The 20,710-nt window shown below is 67.7% G+C and carries 18 protein-coding genes and 1 pseudogene; 10 read left to right on the top strand and 9 right to left on the bottom strand.

The window, feature by feature from the left end; all coding sequences use genetic code 11:
- Positions 1 to 10: 10 nt before the first annotated feature.
- Positions 11 to 1,165 carry a hypothetical protein gene (locus CLV01_RS06375; protein ID WP_257221212.1) on the bottom strand — a complete coding sequence of 385 codons (1,155 nt, stop codon included), beginning with the start codon at positions 1,163 to 1,165 and terminating at the stop codon, positions 11 to 13.
- 187 nt (positions 1,166 to 1,352) lie between these two features.
- Entirely contained in the window at positions 1,353 to 2,357 is a 1,005-nt protein-coding gene (locus tag CLV01_RS06370) for a Bug family tripartite tricarboxylate transporter substrate binding protein (RefSeq protein WP_099734730.1), read from the bottom strand.
- A gap of 239 nt (positions 2,358 to 2,596) precedes the next feature.
- On the opposite strand from CLV01_RS06370, the gene CLV01_RS06365 reads away from it, so the two are divergent.
- The 5 genes from CLV01_RS06365 to CLV01_RS06345 all read left to right on the top strand — a co-directional run bounded on the left by CLV01_RS06365 (position 2,597) and on the right by CLV01_RS06345 (position 9,140).
- The gene (locus tag CLV01_RS06365) at positions 2,597 to 4,471 is read left to right on the top strand and encodes a lysoplasmalogenase family protein (RefSeq protein ID WP_099735209.1); all 1,875 of its coding nucleotides are present in this window, start codon (positions 2,597 to 2,599) and stop codon (positions 4,469 to 4,471) included.
- A gap of 251 nt (positions 4,472 to 4,722) precedes the next feature.
- The gene (locus CLV01_RS06360) at positions 4,723 to 4,959 is read left to right on the top strand and encodes a hypothetical protein (RefSeq protein ID WP_012203161.1); all 237 of its coding nucleotides are present in this window, start codon (positions 4,723 to 4,725) and stop codon (positions 4,957 to 4,959) included.
- Between the two features lie 212 nt (positions 4,960 to 5,171).
- Positions 5,172 to 5,582, top strand: a complete 411-nt coding sequence (locus CLV01_RS06355; protein ID WP_099734731.1) for a hypothetical protein — start codon at positions 5,172 to 5,174, stop codon at positions 5,580 to 5,582.
- 18 nt (positions 5,583 to 5,600) lie between these two features.
- Complete coding sequence (gene mgtA / locus CLV01_RS06350; protein WP_099734732.1) at positions 5,601 to 8,360, top strand: magnesium-translocating P-type ATPase; 2,760 nt, start codon at positions 5,601 to 5,603, stop codon at positions 8,358 to 8,360.
- A 63-nt stretch (positions 8,361 to 8,423) separates the two neighbouring features.
- Positions 8,424 to 9,140: an MgtC/SapB family protein gene (locus CLV01_RS06345; protein WP_012203158.1), complete on the top strand. Its 717-nt coding sequence runs from the start codon at positions 8,424 to 8,426 to the stop codon at positions 9,138 to 9,140.
- Between the two features lie 109 nt (positions 9,141 to 9,249).
- Here CLV01_RS06345 and ruvB read toward each other — a convergent pair whose 3' ends face one another.
- Both ruvB and ruvA read right to left on the bottom strand, forming a co-directional pair.
- Entirely contained in the window at positions 9,250 to 10,335 is a 1,086-nt protein-coding gene (gene ruvB, locus CLV01_RS06340) for a Holliday junction branch migration DNA helicase RuvB (protein ID WP_099734733.1), read from the bottom strand.
- A 7-nt stretch (positions 10,336 to 10,342) separates the two neighbouring features.
- The gene (gene ruvA / locus CLV01_RS06335; protein WP_012203156.1) at positions 10,343 to 10,915 is read right to left on the bottom strand and encodes a Holliday junction branch migration protein RuvA; all 573 of its coding nucleotides are present in this window, start codon (positions 10,913 to 10,915) and stop codon (positions 10,343 to 10,345) included.
- Between the two features lie 125 nt (positions 10,916 to 11,040).
- Here ruvA and CLV01_RS06330 point away from each other — a divergent pair, with 125 nt between their 5' ends.
- Both CLV01_RS06330 and ybeY read left to right on the top strand, forming a co-directional pair.
- A complete protein-coding gene (locus CLV01_RS06330; RefSeq protein ID WP_012203155.1) occupies positions 11,041 to 12,012 on the top strand; it encodes a PhoH family protein in 972 nt (323 codons plus the stop codon).
- Between the two features lie 76 nt (positions 12,013 to 12,088).
- Positions 12,089 to 12,547, top strand: a complete 459-nt coding sequence (ybeY, locus tag CLV01_RS06325; RefSeq protein WP_096914941.1) for an rRNA maturation RNase YbeY — start codon at positions 12,089 to 12,091, stop codon at positions 12,545 to 12,547.
- Positions 12,548 to 12,571: 24 nt separating this feature from the next.
- Here the strand turns inward: ybeY and acuI are convergent, their stop codons facing one another.
- The 3 genes from acuI to CLV01_RS06310 are packed head-to-tail and all read right to left on the bottom strand — an operon-like array spanning position 12,572 to position 15,850.
- Positions 12,572 to 13,558 carry an acrylyl-CoA reductase (NADPH) gene (gene acuI / locus CLV01_RS06320; RefSeq protein WP_099734734.1) on the bottom strand — a complete coding sequence of 329 codons (987 nt, stop codon included), beginning with the start codon at positions 13,556 to 13,558 and terminating at the stop codon, positions 12,572 to 12,574.
- A gap of 41 nt (positions 13,559 to 13,599) precedes the next feature.
- Positions 13,600 to 14,856 (bottom strand): CaiB/BaiF CoA transferase family protein, encoded by a 1,257-nt coding sequence (locus tag CLV01_RS06315; RefSeq protein ID WP_099734735.1) that lies wholly within the window; start codon positions 14,854 to 14,856, stop codon positions 13,600 to 13,602.
- Positions 14,857 to 14,878: 22 nt separating this feature from the next.
- Positions 14,879 to 15,850 carry a tripartite tricarboxylate transporter substrate binding protein gene (locus tag CLV01_RS06310; protein WP_099734736.1) on the bottom strand — a complete coding sequence of 324 codons (972 nt, stop codon included), beginning with the start codon at positions 15,848 to 15,850 and terminating at the stop codon, positions 14,879 to 14,881.
- Between the two features lie 118 nt (positions 15,851 to 15,968).
- On the opposite strand from CLV01_RS06310, the gene CLV01_RS06305 reads away from it, so the two are divergent.
- Together CLV01_RS06305 and CLV01_RS06300 are read left to right on the top strand one after the other, a co-directional pair.
- A complete protein-coding gene (locus CLV01_RS06305) occupies positions 15,969 to 16,913 on the top strand; it encodes a LysR family transcriptional regulator (RefSeq protein ID WP_099734737.1) in 945 nt (314 codons plus the stop codon).
- Positions 16,914 to 17,103: 190 nt separating this feature from the next.
- A complete protein-coding gene (locus CLV01_RS06300) occupies positions 17,104 to 17,862 on the top strand; it encodes a sulfite exporter TauE/SafE family protein (protein WP_012203149.1) in 759 nt (252 codons plus the stop codon).
- A 10-nt stretch (positions 17,863 to 17,872) separates the two neighbouring features.
- On the opposite strand, the gene CLV01_RS06295 is transcribed toward CLV01_RS06300, so the two are convergent.
- Positions 17,873 to 18,238 carry an Arc family DNA-binding protein gene (locus tag CLV01_RS06295; RefSeq protein ID WP_099734738.1) on the bottom strand — a complete coding sequence of 122 codons (366 nt, stop codon included), beginning with the start codon at positions 18,236 to 18,238 and terminating at the stop codon, positions 17,873 to 17,875.
- Positions 18,239 to 18,395: 157 nt separating this feature from the next.
- On the opposite strand from CLV01_RS06295, the gene CLV01_RS06290 reads away from it, so the two are divergent.
- A complete protein-coding gene (locus CLV01_RS06290) occupies positions 18,396 to 18,761 on the top strand; it encodes a hypothetical protein (protein ID WP_257221211.1) in 366 nt (121 codons plus the stop codon).
- Between the two features lie 126 nt (positions 18,762 to 18,887).
- Here the strand turns inward: CLV01_RS06290 and CLV01_RS06285 are convergent.
- Positions 18,888 to 20,662, bottom strand: a pseudogene (locus CLV01_RS06285) (dipeptidase).
- Positions 20,663 to 20,710: the final 48 nt, after the last annotated feature.

Genomic DNA, 20,710 nt, shown 5'->3' with positions numbered 1-20,710 from the left:
ATTTTCTGGATTACTTGCATAGATTCATCAGGTCTTTTGTTTTGACAATTTGCGCTTCGATGTCGCTCTCGGCCGCAGCCGACTTGAGCCAGTCATTGCCCCGTCCAGCCGCCACCGTCTCGGCCAGCTTCACGAAAAGGCCGTTGAGCGAGTCATAGAACGCCGGAAAATCATCGACATGGGTTTGCGTGGAAGGCACCACCTTCACTTCCGCATTCTTCAGCGAGGCACCGAGAAACACCGGCCCATTGGGTTGCTGGATGCGCATATCGGCAAAGGTGCCGTAGACATAGCTGGTGCCGGCGCTGGATTCCTTGAACTTGAGCTTCTTGAATCCCTTGAAATCGACGCTGATGGCGTAGTCGGCACTGGGCAGCTGCAGCGTGTAGACCTCTCCGTCAAGCACCTGCATGCGCATCACATTGCCCACGGCATAGCCCATGGCAAAAGGAATGATGGGCACACCAATGCGGCTGGAAATGGCCTCGCCCACGATATCGGCGGCCCAGGTCTTGTGCACCTGCGGGTCCTGCAGATAGCCGGGCAGCATCTCGGCCATGGCGGCGGGAATCTGGATATCGGTGACCTGCAGGAAACGCGGCGTCTGCGAGGGCACGGTGGCCGTGGCCAGCACCTGGGCAAAACGGCCGAAGATGCCGGGCTTGCCTCCCGCGCCTTCGTATACCTTGGTCACGCGCTCCATGATTTCCTCTTGCGACGGCTCGTGGCGCAAGTTGTCGATGAAGGCAAAGCTGAGCGGATACGAACGCACCGCCGTCATGGACTTGAAATCGAAAAACAGGGCCTGTCCACGAATCAGGATGAACAGCTTGCGCACGCCGCCAAAACTTTCCACGGAGACCGTCTCGGAATTGAGCACCAGAGAAACCACCAGGGCCTGATCGCGCCCCTTGAGCTCATCGATGGGATTGGTGGATATCTGCAGATGCTGTGCAGGCGCCTGCTGCACGAATGCCAGTGCCCGCGCATAGGCACTGTGCCCCGCGGCCTTCAGGCGGCTCTCATACTGCTTTGAATAAGGGAATCGCTGCTGCTGCGAACTGGCGTCGCCCGAATAGGCGACTCCCGCAAAAGTGACATTGGGCCGGTCCTCGGCCATTGCAGCGCCCGACGCTGCAAGCGCAAAAAGCCAGAGCCATGCCATGGCCCGGCGCATGATTTTCTCCACCCCCACACCGCCCCCTTAAAAATGTAAGCGGAGGGTAACAGATTTCACACACCAATACGTGGCACTCGGCACACAAAGGCGACTGCAGTCAATGCCGCCGATTTCGCCGGCCCAGTCTTCATTCAATGGAAAAAAGCGGTCGCCCGCTGACCGTCAGCGCGGCCTATTCCACCTGGATATTGGCGGACTTGACGATCTGCGTGTAGCTCGCCTTTTCCTTTTTCAGGAATTGGGCGAACGTGGCCGGCGTGCCCGAGCCGAGCGTGGCGCCACTGTCCTGCAGGCGCTTGCGGACCTCGGGCAGCTTCAGCACCTCGGCCAGTTCGGCGGCCAGGCGGCTGACCACGGGTTCGGGTGTGCGGGCGGGGGCGAACAGGCCGGTCCAGGCCTCCAGTTCGAAGCCCTTCAGATCGGGCGCCTCCGCAAAGCTCATCACCTCGGGAATCACGTCGATGCGCTGTGCCGAGGTCACGCCCACGCCTTCCAGCTTTTTCTGCTGCACCAGCGGCGTGGCGCCGGTGGTCATCAGAATGCCCAGATCGACCTGGCCGCCCATGACCTCGCTGGTCACCTGGGCCACGCCGCGATAGGGCACATGGACCAGGCGGATGCGGGCGCGCTCCTGCAGCCGTTCCATGGCCAGGTGCAGCACCGTGCCCACGCCCGGCGTGGCATAGGTCAGCGCGCCGGGCCGGGCGCGGGCCATGCTGATCAGCTCGTTGAGGTTGTGCACGGGCAGGCCCGGGCGGGCCACGATCACCATGGGCGCCGCGGTGACCAGGCCCACGGGCGCCAGATCTCGCTCGGCGTCATAGCGCACGGAGGAGTTCACCAGTTGCGCAATGCTCACCGGCCCGTCAAAGCCCAGCAGCAGCGTATAGCCATCGGCGTGCGAGCGCGCCACCTTGCTCACGCCCAGCACGCCGCCCGAGGCCGGCACGTTGTCCACCACCACCGACTGGTGCAGCCGCGCACCCAGCTTTTCGGCGATCAGCCGCGCCGTGGCGTCCACATCGCTGCCCGCGCCAAAGGGCACGATCAGGGTGATGGGCCCGGCTGCCGGCCAGGGCTTGCCCGCGCCCGGCGCGGCATGGGCGGCGGGTGCAGCGGCAAGGGCCGCAGCCAGTGAGGCGGCAGCCGATAGCAGGGAGCGGCGGGACAAGGGCATGGGGCTTGGGCATGCAAGGCGTATGCCGGCAATGGCGGTGCGGGCTGGCGATGGCCTGCAGGGCAAGCACGTCCAGCGCGTGGAAAGCGGGCGATTCTGCCATAGGGCGCAATTTTCCTGCCATGCGCTTGCCATGAAGCCCCATTTATTGCAATCCGTTTCAACCCTTGTGATTCCGTGTCCTAGGGTTCACGCCTAAGGCGCCGCACAACGGCCCTGTCCAGAATTGGCAGGCCATGATGCCCTCACCCAGCCAAATCATCGTCTTCGCCACGCCGGCCTTTTTGCTGCTGATCGCGCTGGAATGGGGCGTGAGCCTGTGGCGCGGGCGCAATGCCTACCGGCTGGCCGATGCCGTCAGCTCCATCAGCCTGGGCATGCTCAGCCAGACCAGCGCCGTCTTCACCACGCTGCTGCGCGTGGGCCTGTACACGCTGGCCTTCGAGCACCTGGCGCTGTGGCGCAACGATGCCTTCTGGACCAGCATTCCCGGCTGGCTGCTGGCCCTGCTGCTCTACGACTTCTGCTACTACTGGCTGCATCGCATGGGCCATGAGGTGGCCGTGCTGTGGGCAGCCCACGCCGTGCACCACCAGAGCCAGGACTACAACCTGTCGACGGCGCTGCGCCAGACCAGCTCGGGCGCGCTGCTGGGCTGGCTGTTCTACCTGCCCATGGCGCTGGCCGGCGTGCCGCCGCTGGTGTTTGCCATCGTGGGCCTGATCGATCTGCTCTACCAGTTCTGGGTCCATACCGAGCAGGTGCGGCGCCTGGGCTGGTTCGACCGCTGGTTCTGCGCGCCCAGCAACCACCGCGTGCACCACGCCGTCAACGACGCCTACCTGGACAGGAACTACGGCGGCATCCTCATCGTCTGGGACCGCATGTTCGGCACCTTCAAGCCCGAGGACGACAGCGAGCCCTGCGTCTACGGCACGCGCGGCCTGCTGCAAAGCTGGGACCCGCTGTGGGCCAACGCCGTGGTGTACCGGCAACTCATCCATGACAGCTGGCATGCGCGGCGCTGGAGCGACAAGCTGCGCGTCTGGCTCAAGCCGCCCGGATGGCGCCCTGCCGATGTGGCGCAGCGCTTTCCCAGGCCGGCCTTCGACCTGGACGCGCACCGCGTGCTCTACGCACCGGGGATGGAGCGCGGCCTGCGCTGGTTTGCAGGCCTGCAGTTCGTGGCGCTGATCGCCGGGGTGTCGCTGTTTCTCTGGCATGCCGACCAGTCCTCGACGGCCCGCAATGCACTGTGGTTTGCCGTGCTGCTGGCTTGCCAATGGGCGCTGGGCGCAGCCATGCAGGGGCGCATCAGCCTGTGGCTGGCACTGGCCATCGAGGCCGGCGCACTGGCCACCGCCACCGCCGCGCTGGACATGCTGCACTGGCACTGGCTGTTCAAGCCGCTGACCATGGTCTTTGCGCTGATCGCCGTCATGCAGCTGTGGCGCGGCAGCACGGCCTTCTCGGCACTGGCGAAACCCGCGCGCGGCGCCTGCTGGCTGGCCGCGGCACTGGCGGCATCCCTGGCGGGCGACGTGTTCCTGATGCTGCCCGATCTGTTCATCCCGGGCCTGGCCAGCTTCCTGCTGGCCCACCTGGCCTATATCGTGCTGCTGCGCCAGGACGCACCCTGGTTTGCACACCGGCCCTCGCTGGCCGCCACGCTGGCCCTGGGCGCGGGCATGTATGCCGTGCTCTGGCAGGGCGGCCTGCCCGCCGCGCTGCGCCTGCCCGTGGCCGCCTATGTGCTGGTCATTGCGCTGATGGCGGCCCAGGCCCTGGGCCGCGCGCGGAATCTGGGCGGCAAGGCGGCCTGGCAGGTGGCCATGGGTGCCTGCTTCTTCATGGCCAGCGACTCGCTGCTGGCCATCAACCGATTTGTGCAGCCCTTCGACGGTGCGCAAGCCGGCGTGCTGTCCACCTACTACGCGGCGCAACTGCTGATCGTGCAGGGCTGGCTGGCCCGTGGCGCATCGACATCAGGGTTGACCCGAAGCAGCTCGCAAGGCACAATCGAGGGATCGCATTTTCAGGAGTCCTCCGTGGACAGTGCCAGTTCAACCAGTGACAAACAGCGCGCCGCAATGGCTTCGCTGCTGGCTGACTGACCGACTCCTGTGATGGGAGCGGCCATGTCGGTCAGCTTCCATCCATTGCTGCGTTTCCCCTTGGATCTTCGCGCCGCCCGGCGCTGTAGTGGCGCTTGGCCTGCATCAGGCACGCCGCTCCTGCAACGAAGATTCCAATGGCTGTTGATCACTGACCGCGTGCCCGTGTGGCTGCCATCGAGCAGCGCCCGGCCCACGCTGCTTGACGGCCCTGCCTACGGCGGTCTTCCTGGTTCGCCAAGGAGAAAGCCATGTCCACACCGTTCGTCCGCCCCGCAATGCAACGCCTGCAGCCTGCCACTGCCGCGCCCTGCCCCGGCGCCACCGGCACGCGCGTGGCTGCCTCCCAGGCAGCAATGCAGGCCAAGGCACAGGCACAGATGCAAGCCCAGGCCCCTTCGGCCATGGAGCACGCCATGCACCTGGACCTGCAGACCCACTGGCCCACGCACCGCATCCGCAGCTTTCTGAGCCTGCAGCCGCGCTGAACGCGCCGCCCGCCTTGTCCGTCCCCTCGTCAGAAAGGAGCTCCCCCATGGACCCCGATCCGAGTCGATCTTGCCCTGACCCCTCCGACACGGTCCGGCCGCACATGCCTGCGGCCCTTCCGCCCCATCCCAAGGCCCCGGCCGGGAGACCCGCGCACGTCCATTGACGGATAGGTGCCGGGCTTCTTCCGCCGCAACGAAAGAAGCCCGCCATGCAACACGTCATCACCGCGCTGCGCACCACGCCGGCAACCACGCCCGCCACAGCACCCGTCTCCACAAGCGCCAGCCACACCTCCCGCGCCAGCACCCTGCAGCTGGCCCTGCAAGCCGCCATTGCGGCACGCCACACCGGACAACTGCACGCCCTGCTGCAGCAACACGGCCCCGATCTCTTCGCCCATGCCCTCGTGGCGCTCACGCAGCGCCAGCAGGCCGACGTCCTGTCCCTGCTGGCGGCGCAGGAGCGCGCCGAGGTCTACCGCCACCTGCCTGCCCATGCGCGGCGCCAATGGCTGCAGTCGGCCACCGTGACCCGCCCGCCGCTGCGCCGCCGCCTGCTGTGCGCCTGCCAGCGCAACTGGCACTGGCTGCGCGCCACCCTTCGTTCGAGCCAGGCCTGAGCCGCCAGGGAGGTCACCATGAAAAGCCTCAAGCACCTGTTCCAGGCGTTTCTGCGCAGCCGCCACGCCCTGGGGCTGTTCCGGCGCAATGCCCTGCCCTCGGGCACGGCCGTGCACCACTCGCGCTCGGTATCGCCGACCCTCACGCGCGAGCTGCTGCGCGCCTCGCGCGATGACATTGCCGCCGTGCTGGCGCGCACCGGCTCCAGCGAGGACGGCCTGACCCGCGAGCAGGCCCGCGCCGCGCTCGCGCGTTTCGGCCCCAACGAGGTCGAGCACGAAAAGCCGCTGCCCGGCTGGCTGCACCTGTGGTACTGCTACCGCAATCCCTTCAACCTGCTGCTGACGCTGCTGGCCGTGGTCTCCTACGCCACAGAGGACATGAAGGCCACGGTCGTCATCGCCTCCATGGTGCTGCTGTCCACGCTGCTGCGCTTTGTGCAGGAAGGCCGCTCCAACCGCGCCGCCGCGCGGCTCAAGGCCATGGTCAGCAGCACGGCCACGGTGCTGCGCCGCAATGGCGGCCCACCGGCCCCTGCAGATGCCGACTCCGCAGACGCCCCGCACAGCGGCTTCGGCCAGCAGGCGCGCCGCTACGAGGTGCCGCTGCGCGAGGTCGTGCCCGGCGATTTCGTGGTGCTGTCGGCCGGGGACATGATTCCTGCCGACTGCCGCGTGCTCAGCGCCAAGGACCTGTTCGTGAGCCAGTCCGCCATGACCGGCGAATCCCTGCCCGTGGAAAAGCGCGCCGACGCCAGTGCATCCAATGGCACCGGCGTGCTGGACGCCAGCAACCTGCTGTTCATGGGCACCAACGTGGTCTCGGGCACGGCGCTGGCCGTGGTGCTGGCCACGGGCAACCGCAGCTATTTCGGCACCATTGCCACGCGGGTGACCTCCAACGACCGCGCGCCTACGGCCTTCGAGACCGGGGTCAACAGCGTCAGCTGGCTGCTGATCCGCTTTGCGGCGGTGATGGTGCCCGTGGTGCTGTTCATCAACGGCTACACCAAGGGCGACTGGGCCGAGGCCTTCCTGTTCGCGCTGTCCGTGGCCGTGGGCCTGACGCCCGAGATGCTGCCCATGATCGTGACCTCCACCCTGGCCAAGGGTGCCGTGGTGCTGTCGCGCCGCAAGGTCGTGGTCAAGCGGCTGGACGCCATCCAGAACTTCGGTGCCATGGACGTGCTGTGCACCGACAAGACCGGCACGCTGACCCAGGACCGCATCGTGCTGGAGCGCCACACCGACGCCTTCGGCCAGCCCTGCGATGAGACGCTGCGCTTCGCCTACCTCAACAGCCACTACCAGACCGGCCTGAAGAACCTGCTCGACCATGCCGTGCTCGAGCATGTGGAGCTGCACACCCAGATGCGCCTGGCCGAGGACTACCGCAAGGTCGATGAGATCCCCTTCGACTTCGAGCGCCGCCGCATGTCCGTGGTGGTGGCCGAGCGCAACCACCACCACGAGCTGATCTGCAAGGGCGCGGTTGAGGAGATCCTGGGCACCTGCACCCGGCTGCGCGAAGGCGACGGCACGCGCCCGCTGGACGAGGAGCAGCTGGCCCGCGTGCGCCGCGTGACGCGCGAACTCAACCGCGAGGGCCTGCGCGTGGTCGCCGTGGCCATGAAGGAAGTGCCGCCGCACAAGAGCGACTACGGCGTGGCCGACGAGTCGGAGCTGACCCTGATCGGCTACATCGCCTTCCTGGACCCACCGAAGGAAACCACGGCCGAGGCGCTGGCCGCCCTGGCCGCGCACGGCGTGGCCGTCAAGCTGCTGACCGGCGACAACGAACTGGTGGCCGCCAAGGTCTGCCGCGATGTGGGGCTGCCCGCAGACCACATCGTCCTGGGCACGCAGATCGAGCACATGAACGACGAGATGCTGCGCCAGACGGTGGAGCGGCACCAGCTGTTCGCCCGGCTCACGCCGCTGCACAAGGAGCGCATCGTGCATGCGCTGCGCGCCAACGGCCACATCACCGGCTTCATGGGCGACGGCATCAACGACGCCCCGGCCCTGCGCGCGGCCGACATCGGCATCAGCGTGGACAGCGCCGTGGACATCGCCAAGGAAGCGGCCGACATCATCCTGCTGGAAAAAAGCCTGATGGTGCTGGAGCAGGGCGTGATCGAGGGCCGGCGCACCTTCAGCAACATGCTGAAGTACATCCGCATGACGGCCAGCTCCAACTTCGGCAACGTGTTCTCGGTGATGGTGGCCTCGGCCTTCATCCCCTTCCTGCCCATGCTGCCGCTGCACCTGCTGGTGCAGAACCTGCTGTACGACCTCTCGCAGATCGCCATCCCCTTCGACAACGTGGACGACGAACTGGTGCGCCAGCCGCTGCGCTGGAACCCGGCCGACCTGGGCCGCTTCATGGTGTTCTTCGGGCCCATCAGCTCGCTGTTCGACATCCTGACCTTCGCGCTGATGTGGTTCGTCTTCGCCGCCAACACGCCCGAGCAGCAGACGCTGTTCCAGTCGGGCTGGTTCGTCATCGGGCTGCTCACGCAGACGCTGATCGTGCACATGATCCGCACGCCCAAGATCCCCTTCCTGCAAAGCCGCCCGTCCTGGCCGCTGCTGCTGGCCACGGCGGCCGTGATGGCGGCCGGCATCTTCCTGCCGATGGGGCCGCTGGCCGGCTACTTCAAGCTTCAGGCGCTGCCGGCGGCCTACTTCCCGTGGATGATTGCCATATTGCTAGGCTACGCTTGCCTGGCCACGCTGCTCAAGCGCGTCTACATCCGCCGCTACGGCTGGCAGTGACGCACCCTTCAGCGCCCCTTTCAACGCCCCTTCAACCCATTCACCAGGAAAGTCCGGAACCCCATGCAGGCCCTGCAGAACCTCAACCCCGGCGCCATGCTGGACACCTTCGTCAGCCTGACCACGGCCTTCGTGTTCGGCGCCCTCATCGGCCTGGAGCGCCAGGTGCGCCAGCGCACGGCGGGGCTGCGCACCAACACCCTGGTCGCCGTGGGCGCGGCCGTCTTCGTGGACCTGGCCGTGCGCCTGGGCGGGGCCGAGGGCGCCACGCGCGTGGTGGCCTACGTGGTCTCGGGCGTGGGCTTCCTGGGCGCGGGCGCCATCATGAAGGAAGGGGCCAACATCACCGGGCTGAACACGGCGGCCACGCTGTGGGGCTCGGCCGCCGTGGGCGCCTGTGCGGGCGCCAGCCTGGTGGCCGAGGCGGGCCTGGCCACGCTGTTCGTGTTGGCCAGCAACACCTTGCTGCGCCCCGTGGTCAACCGCATCAACCGCCGCCCGGTGGATGACGAATCCACGGAATCGACCTACTACGTCTACGCCATCTGCCACCGCGGCGCCCAGGGCGATGTGCGCGAGCAGATGCTGGAGCTGCTGGAGAACGCCAGCTACCCCGTGCGCGGCGTGGAAACCCACGCCTTCGGCCCGCAGGACACCGAGATCGAGGCCATGCTCTACGCCACCTCGGTGGACTCCGACGAGCTGGACCGCGTGATCGCCGCCATCGAGGCCCTGCCCGGCGTGCTGCAGGCATTCTGGAACGCCGGCACGGAGGAATGAGTAGGGGTATCACACAGTCCTAGATCTAGGACACCGAGGAAGGGCCGCCCCGCACCGAGGGTGTCGTCCCACTCCCGCGAAGCGAGAGAGGGGGAAGCGGCACAGCCGCTCAGGGGGTGTCTTTTTCTGGCACCGGCAACCCGAGATGGCGGTACGCCGCCTGGGTCGCCATGCGCCCGCGCGGCGTGCGCTGCAAAAAGCCCTGCTGGATCAGATAGGGCTCGATCACGTCCTCGATGGTGCCCGCCTCCTCGCCGATGCTGGCCGCGATGTTGTCCAGACCCACGGGGCCGCCGTCGAAGCGGTGCACCACGGCCTCCAGCAGCTTGCGGTCCATGATGTCGAAACCCTGGGGATCGACATCGAGCATGGCCAGCGCACGGTCGGCCAGTTCGCGCGTGATGCTGCCGTCGCCACGCACATCGGCATAGTCGCGCACGCGGCGCAGCAGGCGGTTGGCAATGCGCGGCGTGCCGCGCGAGCGGCGCGCGATCTCGAAGGCGCCCTCGTCGTCAATCGGCGCGTTCAACAGGCCTGCACTGCGCCGCACGATGCGCGCCAGCTCCTCGGCCGTATAGAACTCCAGCCGCGCCACGATGCCGAAGCGGTCGCGCAGCGGGTTGGTCAGCATGCCCGCGCGCGTGGTCGCGCCCACCAGCGTGAACGGCTGCAGGTCCAGCTTGATGGAGCGCGCCGCCGGCCCCTCGCCGATCATGATGTCGATCTGGTAGTCCTCCAGCGCCGGGTAGAGGATTTCCTCGACCACGGGCGACAGGCGGTGGATCTCGTCGATGAACAGCACATCGTTGGCTTCGAGGTTGGTCAGCAGCGCCGCCAGGTCCTTGGGCTTTTCCAGCACGGGGCCGCTGGTCTGGCGCAGGTTCACGCCCAGCTCGGCCGCGATGATGTGCGACAGCGTGGTCTTGCCCAGGCCCGGCGGGCCGAACAGCAGCACATGGTCCAGCGCCTCGTTGCGCTTTCGGGCCGCGCCGATGAAGATCTCCAGCTGCTCGCGCGCCTTGGCCTGGCCCACGTACTCCTGCAGCAGCTTGGGGCGCAGGGCGCGCTCCATGGCCTCTTCCCCGCGCGAGACCGGCGCTGCCGAAATCATGCGCGGCTTTTCCGGTGCCTTGTCTGGCGGGAAGCCGCCCTGCGCAAAGCCGCCCTGCCCGAAATCGTCGGTATGGATGCTCATGCGCCGCTCACTTGGCCAGCGCCTTCAGCGCCAGCTTGATGCCTTCGGTCACGCCCACGTCGGGCGGCAGCTTCTTGAGCGCGGCGGCCGCATCCTTGTCGGAATAGCCCAGCGCCATCAGCGCCTGCACGATGTCGTTCTGGTCGTTGTTCACGAACAGCGACTGCGCGCCCGTATCGGCGCCGATCTTGCCCTTGAGCTCCAGCAGCAGGCGCTCGGCCGTCTTCTTGCCGATGCCCGGCACCTTGACCAGGCGGCCCACCTCCTGCAGCGTCACGGCTTGGGCCAGGTCCTCCACGCTCATGCCGCTGAGCACCGACAGCGCCATGCGCGGGCCGATGCCGGTGATCTTGATCAGCTCGCGGAAAGCCTGGCGCTCGCTGTGCGTGCCAAAGCCGTACAGAAGCTGCGCATCCTCGCGCACCACGAAGTGCGTCAGCAGGCTGACCTTGGCCCCACTGGCGGGCAGGTTGTAGAAGGTGCTCATGGGCACCTGCACCTCGTAGCCCACGCCGCCGCAGTCCACCAGCACCTCGGGCGGGTTTTTTTCCAGCAGCGTTCCTGTCAATTTGCCTATCATTGGTGTCCTTTGCCGCCCTGGGGGCGGCTTTTCATGCCCGTCCGCAACCGAACGCCGGCCCATTCACAGGGTATGGCACCACGCCCTCGCGCTGGCCGCCGCCCGGAATCTCTGGAATTATCCGCGTGATCCTGCGCCACACCTTCACACCCCACGACAACAACCGGTTGAGCCACGTCTGCGGCCCGGCCGACGCGCACCTGCGCACCATCGAGATCGCAATGGGCGTCAAGATCGCCCACCGCCACGAGCAATTCAAGATCGACGGCCCCAAGGCCAAGGCCAACGACGCCCTGGAGCTGCTGCAGGCCCTCTACGAGATGGCCGACGACCCCATCCTGGACGACTCCCTGCAACTGATGCTGGCCGGTGATACCGAACTCATCGAGCAGCCCCAGGACGCCATCCAGCTGTCCACGCGCCGCCCCGACCTGCGCGCGCGCACGGCCAACCAGTCGGCCTACCTGGAGAACATCGCCCGCCACGACATCACCTTCGGCATCGGCCCGGCCGGCACCGGCAAGACCTACCTGGCCGTGGCCTGCGCCGTGGACGCGCTGGAGCGCAGCGCCGTGCAGCGCATCGTGCTCACGCGCCCGGCCGTGGAAGCGGGCGAGCGCCTGGGCTTCCTGCCCGGCGACCTCACGCAGAAGGTCGATCCCTACCTGCGCCCGCTGTACGACGCGCTCTACGACCTCATGGGCTACGAGAAGGTGCAAAAGGCGTTCGAGCGCAATGTGCTGGAGATCGCGCCGCTGGCCTTCATGCGCGGGCGCACGCTGAACAACGCCTTCGTCATCCTGGACGAGGCGCAGAACACCACGCCCGAGCAGATGAAGATGTTCCTCACGCGCATCGGCTTCGGCGCCCGCGCCGTGGTCACGGGCGACGTCAGCCAGATCGACCTGCCCAAGGGCGCCCTGAGCGGCCTGATCGATGCCGAACGCGTCTTGAAGCGCGTCAAGGGCATCGCCATCAACCACTTCACCAGCGCCGACGTGGTGCGCCACCCGCTGGTGGCACGCATCGTGGACGCCTACGACGCACGCGGCCAGGCCCCTGCGCGCCGTGCCGCACCGCGCCTTGCAGCGCATTGATCCCGACAGCCACAGCAGACGCCCGCCCACGGGCGCTCCAAAGCACAAGCCCAAGCTCACGCCCACGCACTCCCCCATGTCCCTGAACCAACTGCAACTGTCCCTGCAATTCGCGCGCTTTGCCGAGGCACCCGTCCACCGCGCCGTGCTGTCCCGCAGCAAGGTCACGCGCTGGATACGCCATGCCCTGGCCGTCGATGCCGAGATCACCGTGCGCATCGTCGACGCCGAGGAAGGCCAGCAGCTCAACCGCGAGTACCGGCAAAAGGACTACGCCACCAACGTCCTGACCTTCGACTACCAGCAGGAGCCCACCGCCATGGCCGACCTGGTGCTGTGCGCCCCCGTGGTCGAGCGCGAGGCGCGCGAGCAGAACAAGACGCTGGAGGAGCACTACGCCCACCTGCTGGTGCACGGCACGCTGCATGCCCAGGGCTGGGACCATGAAACCAGCGAGCAGGACGCCGAGGAAATGGAAGCCTACGAGACCGACATCATGGTCGAGCTGGGCTTTGCCGACCCCTACGCCAAGTAGGCGGCACCAGGGCCCGCGCGGGCCTCAGCGCGCCGTATCGATGACGACCCGGCCGCGCACCTGGCCGGCAAGCAGCCGGGGCGCCAGCGCAACCGCATCGGCCAGACCCGCCTCTTCGGTATTGCGCTCCAGCACCTCGCGCGGCAGTTCGGCGGCCAGCCGCGCCCAGGCCTGCTCGCGCCGCGCCTGCGGCGCATAGACGCTGTCGATGCCCAGCAGCGACACGCCGCGCAGGATGAACGGCGCCACGGAAGCCGGCAGGTCCAGCCCCTGGGCCAGTCCGCAGGCCGCCACGCAGCCGCCGTAGCGCAGGCTGGCGCACACATTGGCCAGCGTATGGCTGCCCACGCTGTCCACGGCCGCCGCCCAGACCTCCTTTTGCAGCGGCTTGCCGGGCGCATCCAGGCTGCTGCGCTCCACGATCCGCGCCGCGCCCAGCGCCTTCAGGTGCTCGGCCTGTTCGGGCCGCCCGGTGCCGGCATGCACCTCGAAACCCAGGCGCGACAGCAGGGCCACGGCAATGCTGCCCACGCCGCCATTGGCCCCCGTCACCAGCACCGGGCCGCTGGAAGGCGTGATGCCCTGCGCCTGCAGCGCCATCACGCACAGCATGGCCGTATAGCCGGCCGTGCCTATGGCCATGGCATCCCGTGCGCTGAAGGCCTCGGGCCGGCGGACCAGCCAGTCGCCGTTCACGCGCGCCTGCTGGGCGAGCCCGCCCCAGTGGGTCTCGCCCACGCCCCAGCCGTTGAGCAGCACGGCATCGCCGGGCTGGAAACGGGCGTCCTCGCTGTCCAGCACCGTGCCAGCCAGGTCGATGCCCGGCACCATGGGGAACTGGCGCACCACGGGCGAGCGCCCCGTGATGGCCAGTGCATCCTTGTAGTTGAGCGTGGAATGCGAGACGGCCACGCGCACCGCGCCGGCGGGCAGGCTGGCTTCGTCCAGCTCCACACACTCGGCACGGGTTTCACGCGGTACGGGTTGGGTCAGCAGCAAGGCTTTGAACATGGGGTCTCCAGCAAGGCAGTGGCAAAGGAATCCAAAGGCAATCAGGACTGCGGCGCGCCCAGCACGCCGCTGCGGCACAGGCGGGCAATGGCCTCATCCGCCATCCCCAGTTCCCGCAGCAGCGCGAGATTGCCATCGCCCAGGGCGGGGGCCGGCGCACCCGGCAGGGGCTCGGCATCCATCCACCGGAACCCCAGTCCCGGAGTGTCCACCGCAGCGCCGCCGGCGCCATAGCTCACAGGTGACACGGTGCCGGCAGCGCGGGCCTCGCCCAGGAATTCGCCCAGGCGCCGCACCCTGGCGGCAGGCACGCCCACGGCGTTGAGCCGGGCTTCCATGTCCCGTGCGCTGCGTGCGGCGAAGGCCTCGGCCAGACATGCCTGCAGCCGCTGCAGCGCGGACGCATCGCGCGCGGCGACAAAGCCGCCCTCGGGCGCGTTGAAGGCATCGAGGTCCAGCAGCGTGGCGTCCTCGCACAGGGCATCGAGCCCCAGCACGCCGGCGAGCCTGCGAAACTGCTGCGGCGTATTGGCGGCCGTGGACAGCCAGCCGTCGGCGCACCGGTAGGTGTCGGCCGCCGGGCTCCCCGTATAGCCGCGGTTGCCCACGCGCCGTGGCTCCACGCCATGGGTGAGATAGGTACAGGCATGCGGGTACATCAACATCAGCGAGGCCTGCAGCATGGAGGCATCGATGTGCTGGCTGCGCCGCTCGCCAGGCGCCCAGGCGTTGCGCTGGTGCAGGGCCGCCGTGACCGACAGCGCCCCCAGCATGCCCACCGCCACGTCGATCACGGGAAAGCCCACCTTCACGGGCGGCGCTTCCTCGTCGCCCCCCGCCATCATCATCATCCCCGTGAGCGCCTGCACCACATGGTCATAGGCGCCCCGCCCGGCCCACTCGCCCTGCTGGCCAAAGCCCGAGATGGAGCAGTACACCACGTCGGGACGCACCGCCCGGATGTCCTCGTAGCCCAGGCCGTGGCGCGCCACCACGCCGGGGCGGAAGTTCTCGATGAACACATCGGCCGTGCGCGCCAGGGCACGCACGATATCCGCGCCCTCGGGCTGGCGGATGTCCACCGCCAGCGAACGCTTTCCCGCATTGAGCGCCACGAAGCCCGAAGGCATGCCGCCCCCGGGCTCGCCGGGCGCCCGGCTGTTGCGCATGACCTCGCCACGCGTGGGCTCGACCTTGATGACCTCGGCCCCGAGCTGGGCCAGGTAGTGCGAGGCCAGCGGCCCCGCGATCACATGCGACATGTCGATGACGCGCACTCCTTGCAGCGGCTTGTCCATACCCGTCTTGCCTTTCCCTGGTTCAACTGTTGGCGTTGATGCCGGCCAGCTCGATGATGGCGGCCCACTTGCGGTTCTCGCTGCGCACGAAATCGGCGAAGGCCTGCGGCGAAGCGCTGGCCGTGGCCTCGTTGCCGACAGCCTCGAACGAGGCGCGCAGCGCTGGCTGGGCGGCGGCCTGGCGCACGGCGGCGTGCAGGCGCTCGACCACGGCAGGGGGTGTCCTGGCCGGAGCCCACAGCCCGAACCAGGACTCCTGCACTGCCAGCTCGCTGCCCAGCACCTCCTGCAGCGTGGGCACCTCGGGCAGCTGCGCCAGGCGCTTGCGGCTGGTCACCGCCAGGGCCCGCAGCTTGCCGCCCTGCACCTGGGGGATGCCGGTGCCCGCCACCGGAAACGCATACTGTGTATCCCCGCGGATCAGCGATGCCGCAATCTCCACCGATCCCTTGAGCGGTATGTGCGTGACCTGCAGGCCCGCCAGCGAGGCCAGCGTGGCGCCCGCCAGATGGGCCGAAGTGCCTATGCCGCCCGAGCCGTAATTGGCCTGCGCCGGCTGGGCCTTCAGCCCCGCGATCAGCTCCCGGGCCGTGCGCCAGGGCGCATCGGCACGCACCACCAGCACCGTGGGCGATGAGGCCAGGTTGCTGACGGGCGTGAAGTCGCCGATGGGGTCGAAGCGCAAGCCCGGTTGCAGCAGCTTCTGGATCAGGTGGGTGTTGGAGCCCATCAGGCAGGTGTAGCCATCGGCGGGCTGCTGCGCCACATACTGCGCGGCCAGCACGCCGGCCGCGCCCACCTTGTTCTCGATCACGATGGACTGTCCCAGGATCTCCCCCAGCACCGGGCCGGCCTGGCGCAATTGCACATCAGGCCCCCCGCCCGCCGCATACGGGGAAATCACCCGCACCGGCCGGCTCGGAAAATCGCTGGCCCGCACCAGCGGAAGCGCGGCAGCCGCCAGGCTGCCTGCCAGAAAGACGCGTCTGTCCATGGTCCTGTCTCCTTGTCGCTTGTCGTCGTGGGGTCACGATAGAACGGCAGGTCCATTTCCAATAGTGATATGTTTGGATGGATGGCAAACCTCCGGTAATCACTCCACCCCCGGGAACATGCACGACTTCGACCCGCAACGCCTGCTGTCGCGGCTGCGCTTCAAGCACCTGCAGCTCCTGCTGGCCCTGCACCAGGGAGGCAGCCTGCGTGCCGCCGCCGGCCTCATGCATTTGACCCAGCCCGCGCTGAGCAAGGCCCTGGGCGAGATCGAGGCGGCCTTCGGCGTGACGCTGTTCCTGCGCAATGCGCGCGGGCTCGAACCCACGGCCCAGGGCGAGATCGCCATCCGCGGCGCGGCCATGCTGCTGGCCGAGCTGCGCCATCTGGGCAGCGAGACCGCCCAGCAACCCGCCATCACCTTGCTGCGCATCGGCACCCCGCCCTTCGTGGCACAGGGCTACCTGCCCGGCGTACTGGCGGACCTGGCCGCACAGCAGCCCCATGTGCGTGTACAGCTCAAGGAAGAGCGCGTGCCTTTGCTTGTGCAATGCCTGCTGGACGGCGAGCTCGATGCCCTCATCACCAGCTACCCCACCGAGCTGCCCGAGGCTGCAGGCCAGCCGCTGCGCTACGAAAAACTGTTCGACACCGGCTTCACCGTCATCGCCCCGCCGGACCACCCTGCAGGCCACGCGCGCAGCAACCGCTGGGAGGAGCTGGCGCGCCAGCGATGGATCCTGCCCACGCGCAGCTCCATGCTGCGCCGCATGATGGAAGAGGTGTTCCGCCGCGAAGGCGTGATCGCGCCCACGCCCGTCATCGAATCCACCAGCCCCTTCACCAACCTGCAACTGGTCCGGGCCGGCCTGGGGCTCAGCGCCGTGCCCGACTCCACGCTGCAGGCCTCGCCCCGGTCGCTGGGGGTGCGCAGGGTGCATGTCACACCCGCCATCTCCATGGGCCCCGTGGCGCTGATCTACCGCAGCGCCGTCGCCAACCCACGCGTCGCCCTGCTGCGCGCCACGCTGGGCCTGCCCGGCCCGGTGGTGGAGCCGCCCTAGTCGCCTGGTGGCCACCACGCCGGCGCGATCCTGTCCTTTTGCGCAAAGCAGCCCTGACCCCACCGCCATGCCGGTGCGACAGCCCGGCCGATGGTCCAGCACTAAGATCGGCCTCGACCTATAACACCGGCCTGGCCGCGCAAGGCCACGGCGGCCTGCCGATGCCCGGCTCCAGGAGGAGACAACACCCATGTGGGACATCGCCCTGCTCATGAGCGCCGCCTTCGTGGCCGGCGCGCTCAATGCCGTCGCCGGAGGCGGCAGCTTCCTCACCCTGCCCGCCCTGGTCTTCACCGGCGTGCCACCCGTGGCCGCCAACGCCACCGGCACCGTCGCCCTGCTGCCCGGCTACATGGCCGGTGCCTGGGGCTTTCGCCAGGACATGGAGCCGCCGCCCGGCCTGGGCATGCGCGGCGTGATCGTGCTGTCGCTCATCGGCGGCTCGCTGGGCGCGGCCCTGCTGCTGGTCACGCCCGACCACCTGTTCCGCAAGGTCGTCCCCTGGCTGCTGCTGGCCGCCACCGCCATGTTCGCCTTCGCGCCCCAGCTCAGGCGCATGGCATCGCGCGGCAGCGCCGAGCATGCCGCCCATGCATCGCCCCTGAAGGCCGGCGCCGGCATGCTGGCCGTGGCCATCTACGGCGGCTACTTCAACGGCGGCCTGGGCATCCTGCTGCTGGCCCTGTTCGGCCTGCTGGGCCAGACCAGGCTGCACGCCATGAACGGCATGAAGAACCTGGTCTCCGCCCTGCTCACGGCCATTGCCGTCGCCATCTATGCGGCCGGCGGCGTCGTGCAGTGGGAGCAGGCCCTGGTCATGATGATCGCCGCCACCGCAGGCGGCTACGGCGGCGCCCGCCTGGCGCGCCGCATCCCGCCCGAATGGCTGCGCGCGGGCATCGTGCTGACGGGGCTGGTGATGGCGGGGGTGTTTTTCTGGAGGCAGTGAGGCCAGAAAGCTACTTCTTCGGCGCCGCACTCTGCGCTGACTTCGATACGCGCTTGCCTGTGGATTTTTCCGGCGTCGCCGCATCCGTGTCTGGCTGAGGGCCTCGCTGTGGCAGGGCCAGGGCTTGCGCAAGCGATTGCAACCGCTCTTCGATACGCTTCACGGTTTCCAGCGTTTCGTCACCGACGCGGGTATCCAGATTCATTTGCGAACTACCGCTGTCCATGCCCGAAACGCGCGGCGCCGCAAAGGTCTGCTGTAGCCGAGACACGACCTCGGCAGTCATTGAGCGCCGGTTCTCTTCAGAAGCGGCATCCAGCAGATCCTTCAACTCCTGAGGGATACGCATGTAGATGGTTGGGTCGTCGCGTGCCATCCGCGCACTTTGCCATGGAACACGCTTGCCATTTTCTATGCACAATGCATAGAATATTGAGTGCATAGATCGTGCATAGAAAGCCCGAGTCATTGAAGCGACGGACAAAGGAATCGATATGGCTGCGTCACGGCACTCAACGAACAAGCCCTGCACGATGGACACCGCTGCCTGGCCAACCATGCAGCAAATGATCGCCCTGTCCCTCGACCGCGCCGAGATGGGGCTGGTTGCCCTGATCGAAACACGCTGTGCCGACATGGACTGGCATGACGCGGATGTAGAGGTGGACCTGGCTGCAGACCTGGCGCTGAATCACATCCGGCAAATTCGGCACAAGGTATTCGAGGACGCCAGCGAATTCGACAACGAGTGGTACCTCGCCCGCGCAGCCATCGCCCTCGCCGCCCAGGCCTTCGACCGGCCACAGAGCCTCTACGCCCGGCGCCTGAAACTGCTCTTGCAACTGTTTGATGAAGCACCGTCCTTTGTGGAATACGCGGAGCATGGTCCGGAAGGTTGAATGCAGGCAGGCCTGTGCCGCATCCAGGGCGGTCGGCTTTCATGTGTCGAATGACTGGGCGGAAGTGGATGAAAAAAAGCGCCTTGCTTTCACAAGGCGCTTTCGCATTTCAATAGCCGGAGAGTGTCACTGCATCTGCTTCAGATTCCCGATGCGCACCAGCATTTCCGTGAACATCTGCATGTCGGCGCGCAGGTCGGGCAGTTCCTTGTATTCGAGCGCGTTGTGCGCCGTGTACTTCTTGCCGGGCATGGCAGGGCCGAAGTTGATGGCGTTGGGCATGAGCTTGGCCGTGGTGCTGCCGGCCGTGGGCACGGGCTTGGCGTCCAGGCCCGTGGTGTCGCCGAAGATGTTGAGCAGGGTGGACAGCCAGGCGCCCTTGGGGTCGCGCGCCATCCAGTTGCCCTGGGTGTATTGCAGGGTCAGGGGACCTTGGCGGCCGCGCTCCAGCGGGTGATGCGTTGCTCGACTTCGGTGCGCAGTTGCTCGGGCGTCTTGCCGCGCGGCATGCGCACGTTGGTGGTGACTTCCAGCTTGCCGTCTGCCGCCTTGATGAGGTTGGGCGACAGGGTCAGCGGGCCCATGAAGTCGTCGGCATAGGCAACGCCCAGCTGCTTGCCGAAGTAGTCGAGGCCGAAGGCGCCGTTGATGTAGCGCAGGGCGTTGCTGTAGGCATTGGGCTGGACCAGGGCCACGCCATCTGTGGGCATGAGCACCTGCTGCAGGAACAGCGTCAGGCGCGGCACGGGGTTGACGCCTTCCTCAGGGCGCGAGCCGTGGGCCGAGGTGCCCGTGACCTTGACGGTGGCTGCGGTGCCGCTGCGCTGGATGTCGATGGTGAACGGCCCGCCCTGCCCTGCATAGCTGGTGGTGAAGTCACCCTTGGCCGCCTGCAGGCGCGCGGCGATGGCTTCGATGGCGGCTTCGTCGCCGGCCGTGATGGTGGCGGTGGCAGTCTGCGCAATGGCGTTGGCCGAGGCGGCGCCGGCCATGGCGGTGATGGCGGGCTGGGCGGGGTCGGCCTTCACGTCGTCGAACACGGCCTTGAGCGCGCCCGAGCCTTTTTCTGCAACAACGGCGGGGTACTTGCTGTCCAACACGATGTTGTAGGCGGGCAGCGTGGTCTTGCCCTGGTAGTACTTCATGGCGTCGCCGCCGGTTTCCTCGGTGGTCTCGATCATGAGCCGAATGCCGCGCGACAGGGGCAGGCCGCTGTCCTTGACGGCCTTCATGGCGAACAGCACGGTGGCGATGGAGCCCTTGTCGTCGATGGTGCCGCGCCCGTAGAGCTTGTCGCCCACGCGCGTGACCTTGAAGGGGTCGATGGCCTGGCCATCCAGCACCCATTCGGCGGGGACGACGGGCACGACGTCGGCATGAGTGAGGATGCCGAATTCATCGGTGCCCGCGTTCGAGGCGCTCGCGGTGTTCGCAGGCAGGGTGACCTCGAAGATGCGGTTGTCCACGTTGCGGTACTGCAGGCCGAAGTCCCTGGCCATCTGCTGCACCAGTTCGCCAAAAGCCAGGATGGCCGGGCTTTCATGGGGCGGCACCTTGGCATCGCGCACGGTGGGCAGGGCGACCATGCGCTCGATGCTGGCCAGCACGGCCTGCTCCTGCGTGAGACGTGTGTACAGGCCCAGCAGGCGGGCGATGTGGTCGAGGTCCTCGCCCGCAAGCGCCTGGCCTGCCGCATGGCGCTGCACGGCCTGGGCGATGGCAGGCTGCGCGGCCGCGGCCTGCTTCAGGAAGCTGGCGAAGTCGGTGGGTGCCGGCTGGGCCTGGGCCAGGGCGTCCAGCGCGGGCTTCCTGAGGGTGTCGGCGCCGGCCGCGCCGCTCCACGCCAGGGCCATGCTCATGGCAAGGGCCAGGGTGGAGGCTTTGAACGGATGGTTCTTCATGGTCGTCGGTCTGTCGATGAATGCTGAGGCCGCAAGAATACGGGCTTT

The organism is Delftia sp. 60 (assembly GCF_002754395.1).
In the GTDB taxonomy this organism is placed as follows: Bacteria; Pseudomonadota; Gammaproteobacteria; order Burkholderiales; family Burkholderiaceae_C; genus Comamonas; species Comamonas acidovorans.
The sequence above is the reverse complement of the archived record's forward strand: the minus strand, read 5'-3'. Positions and strand labels throughout refer to the sequence as shown.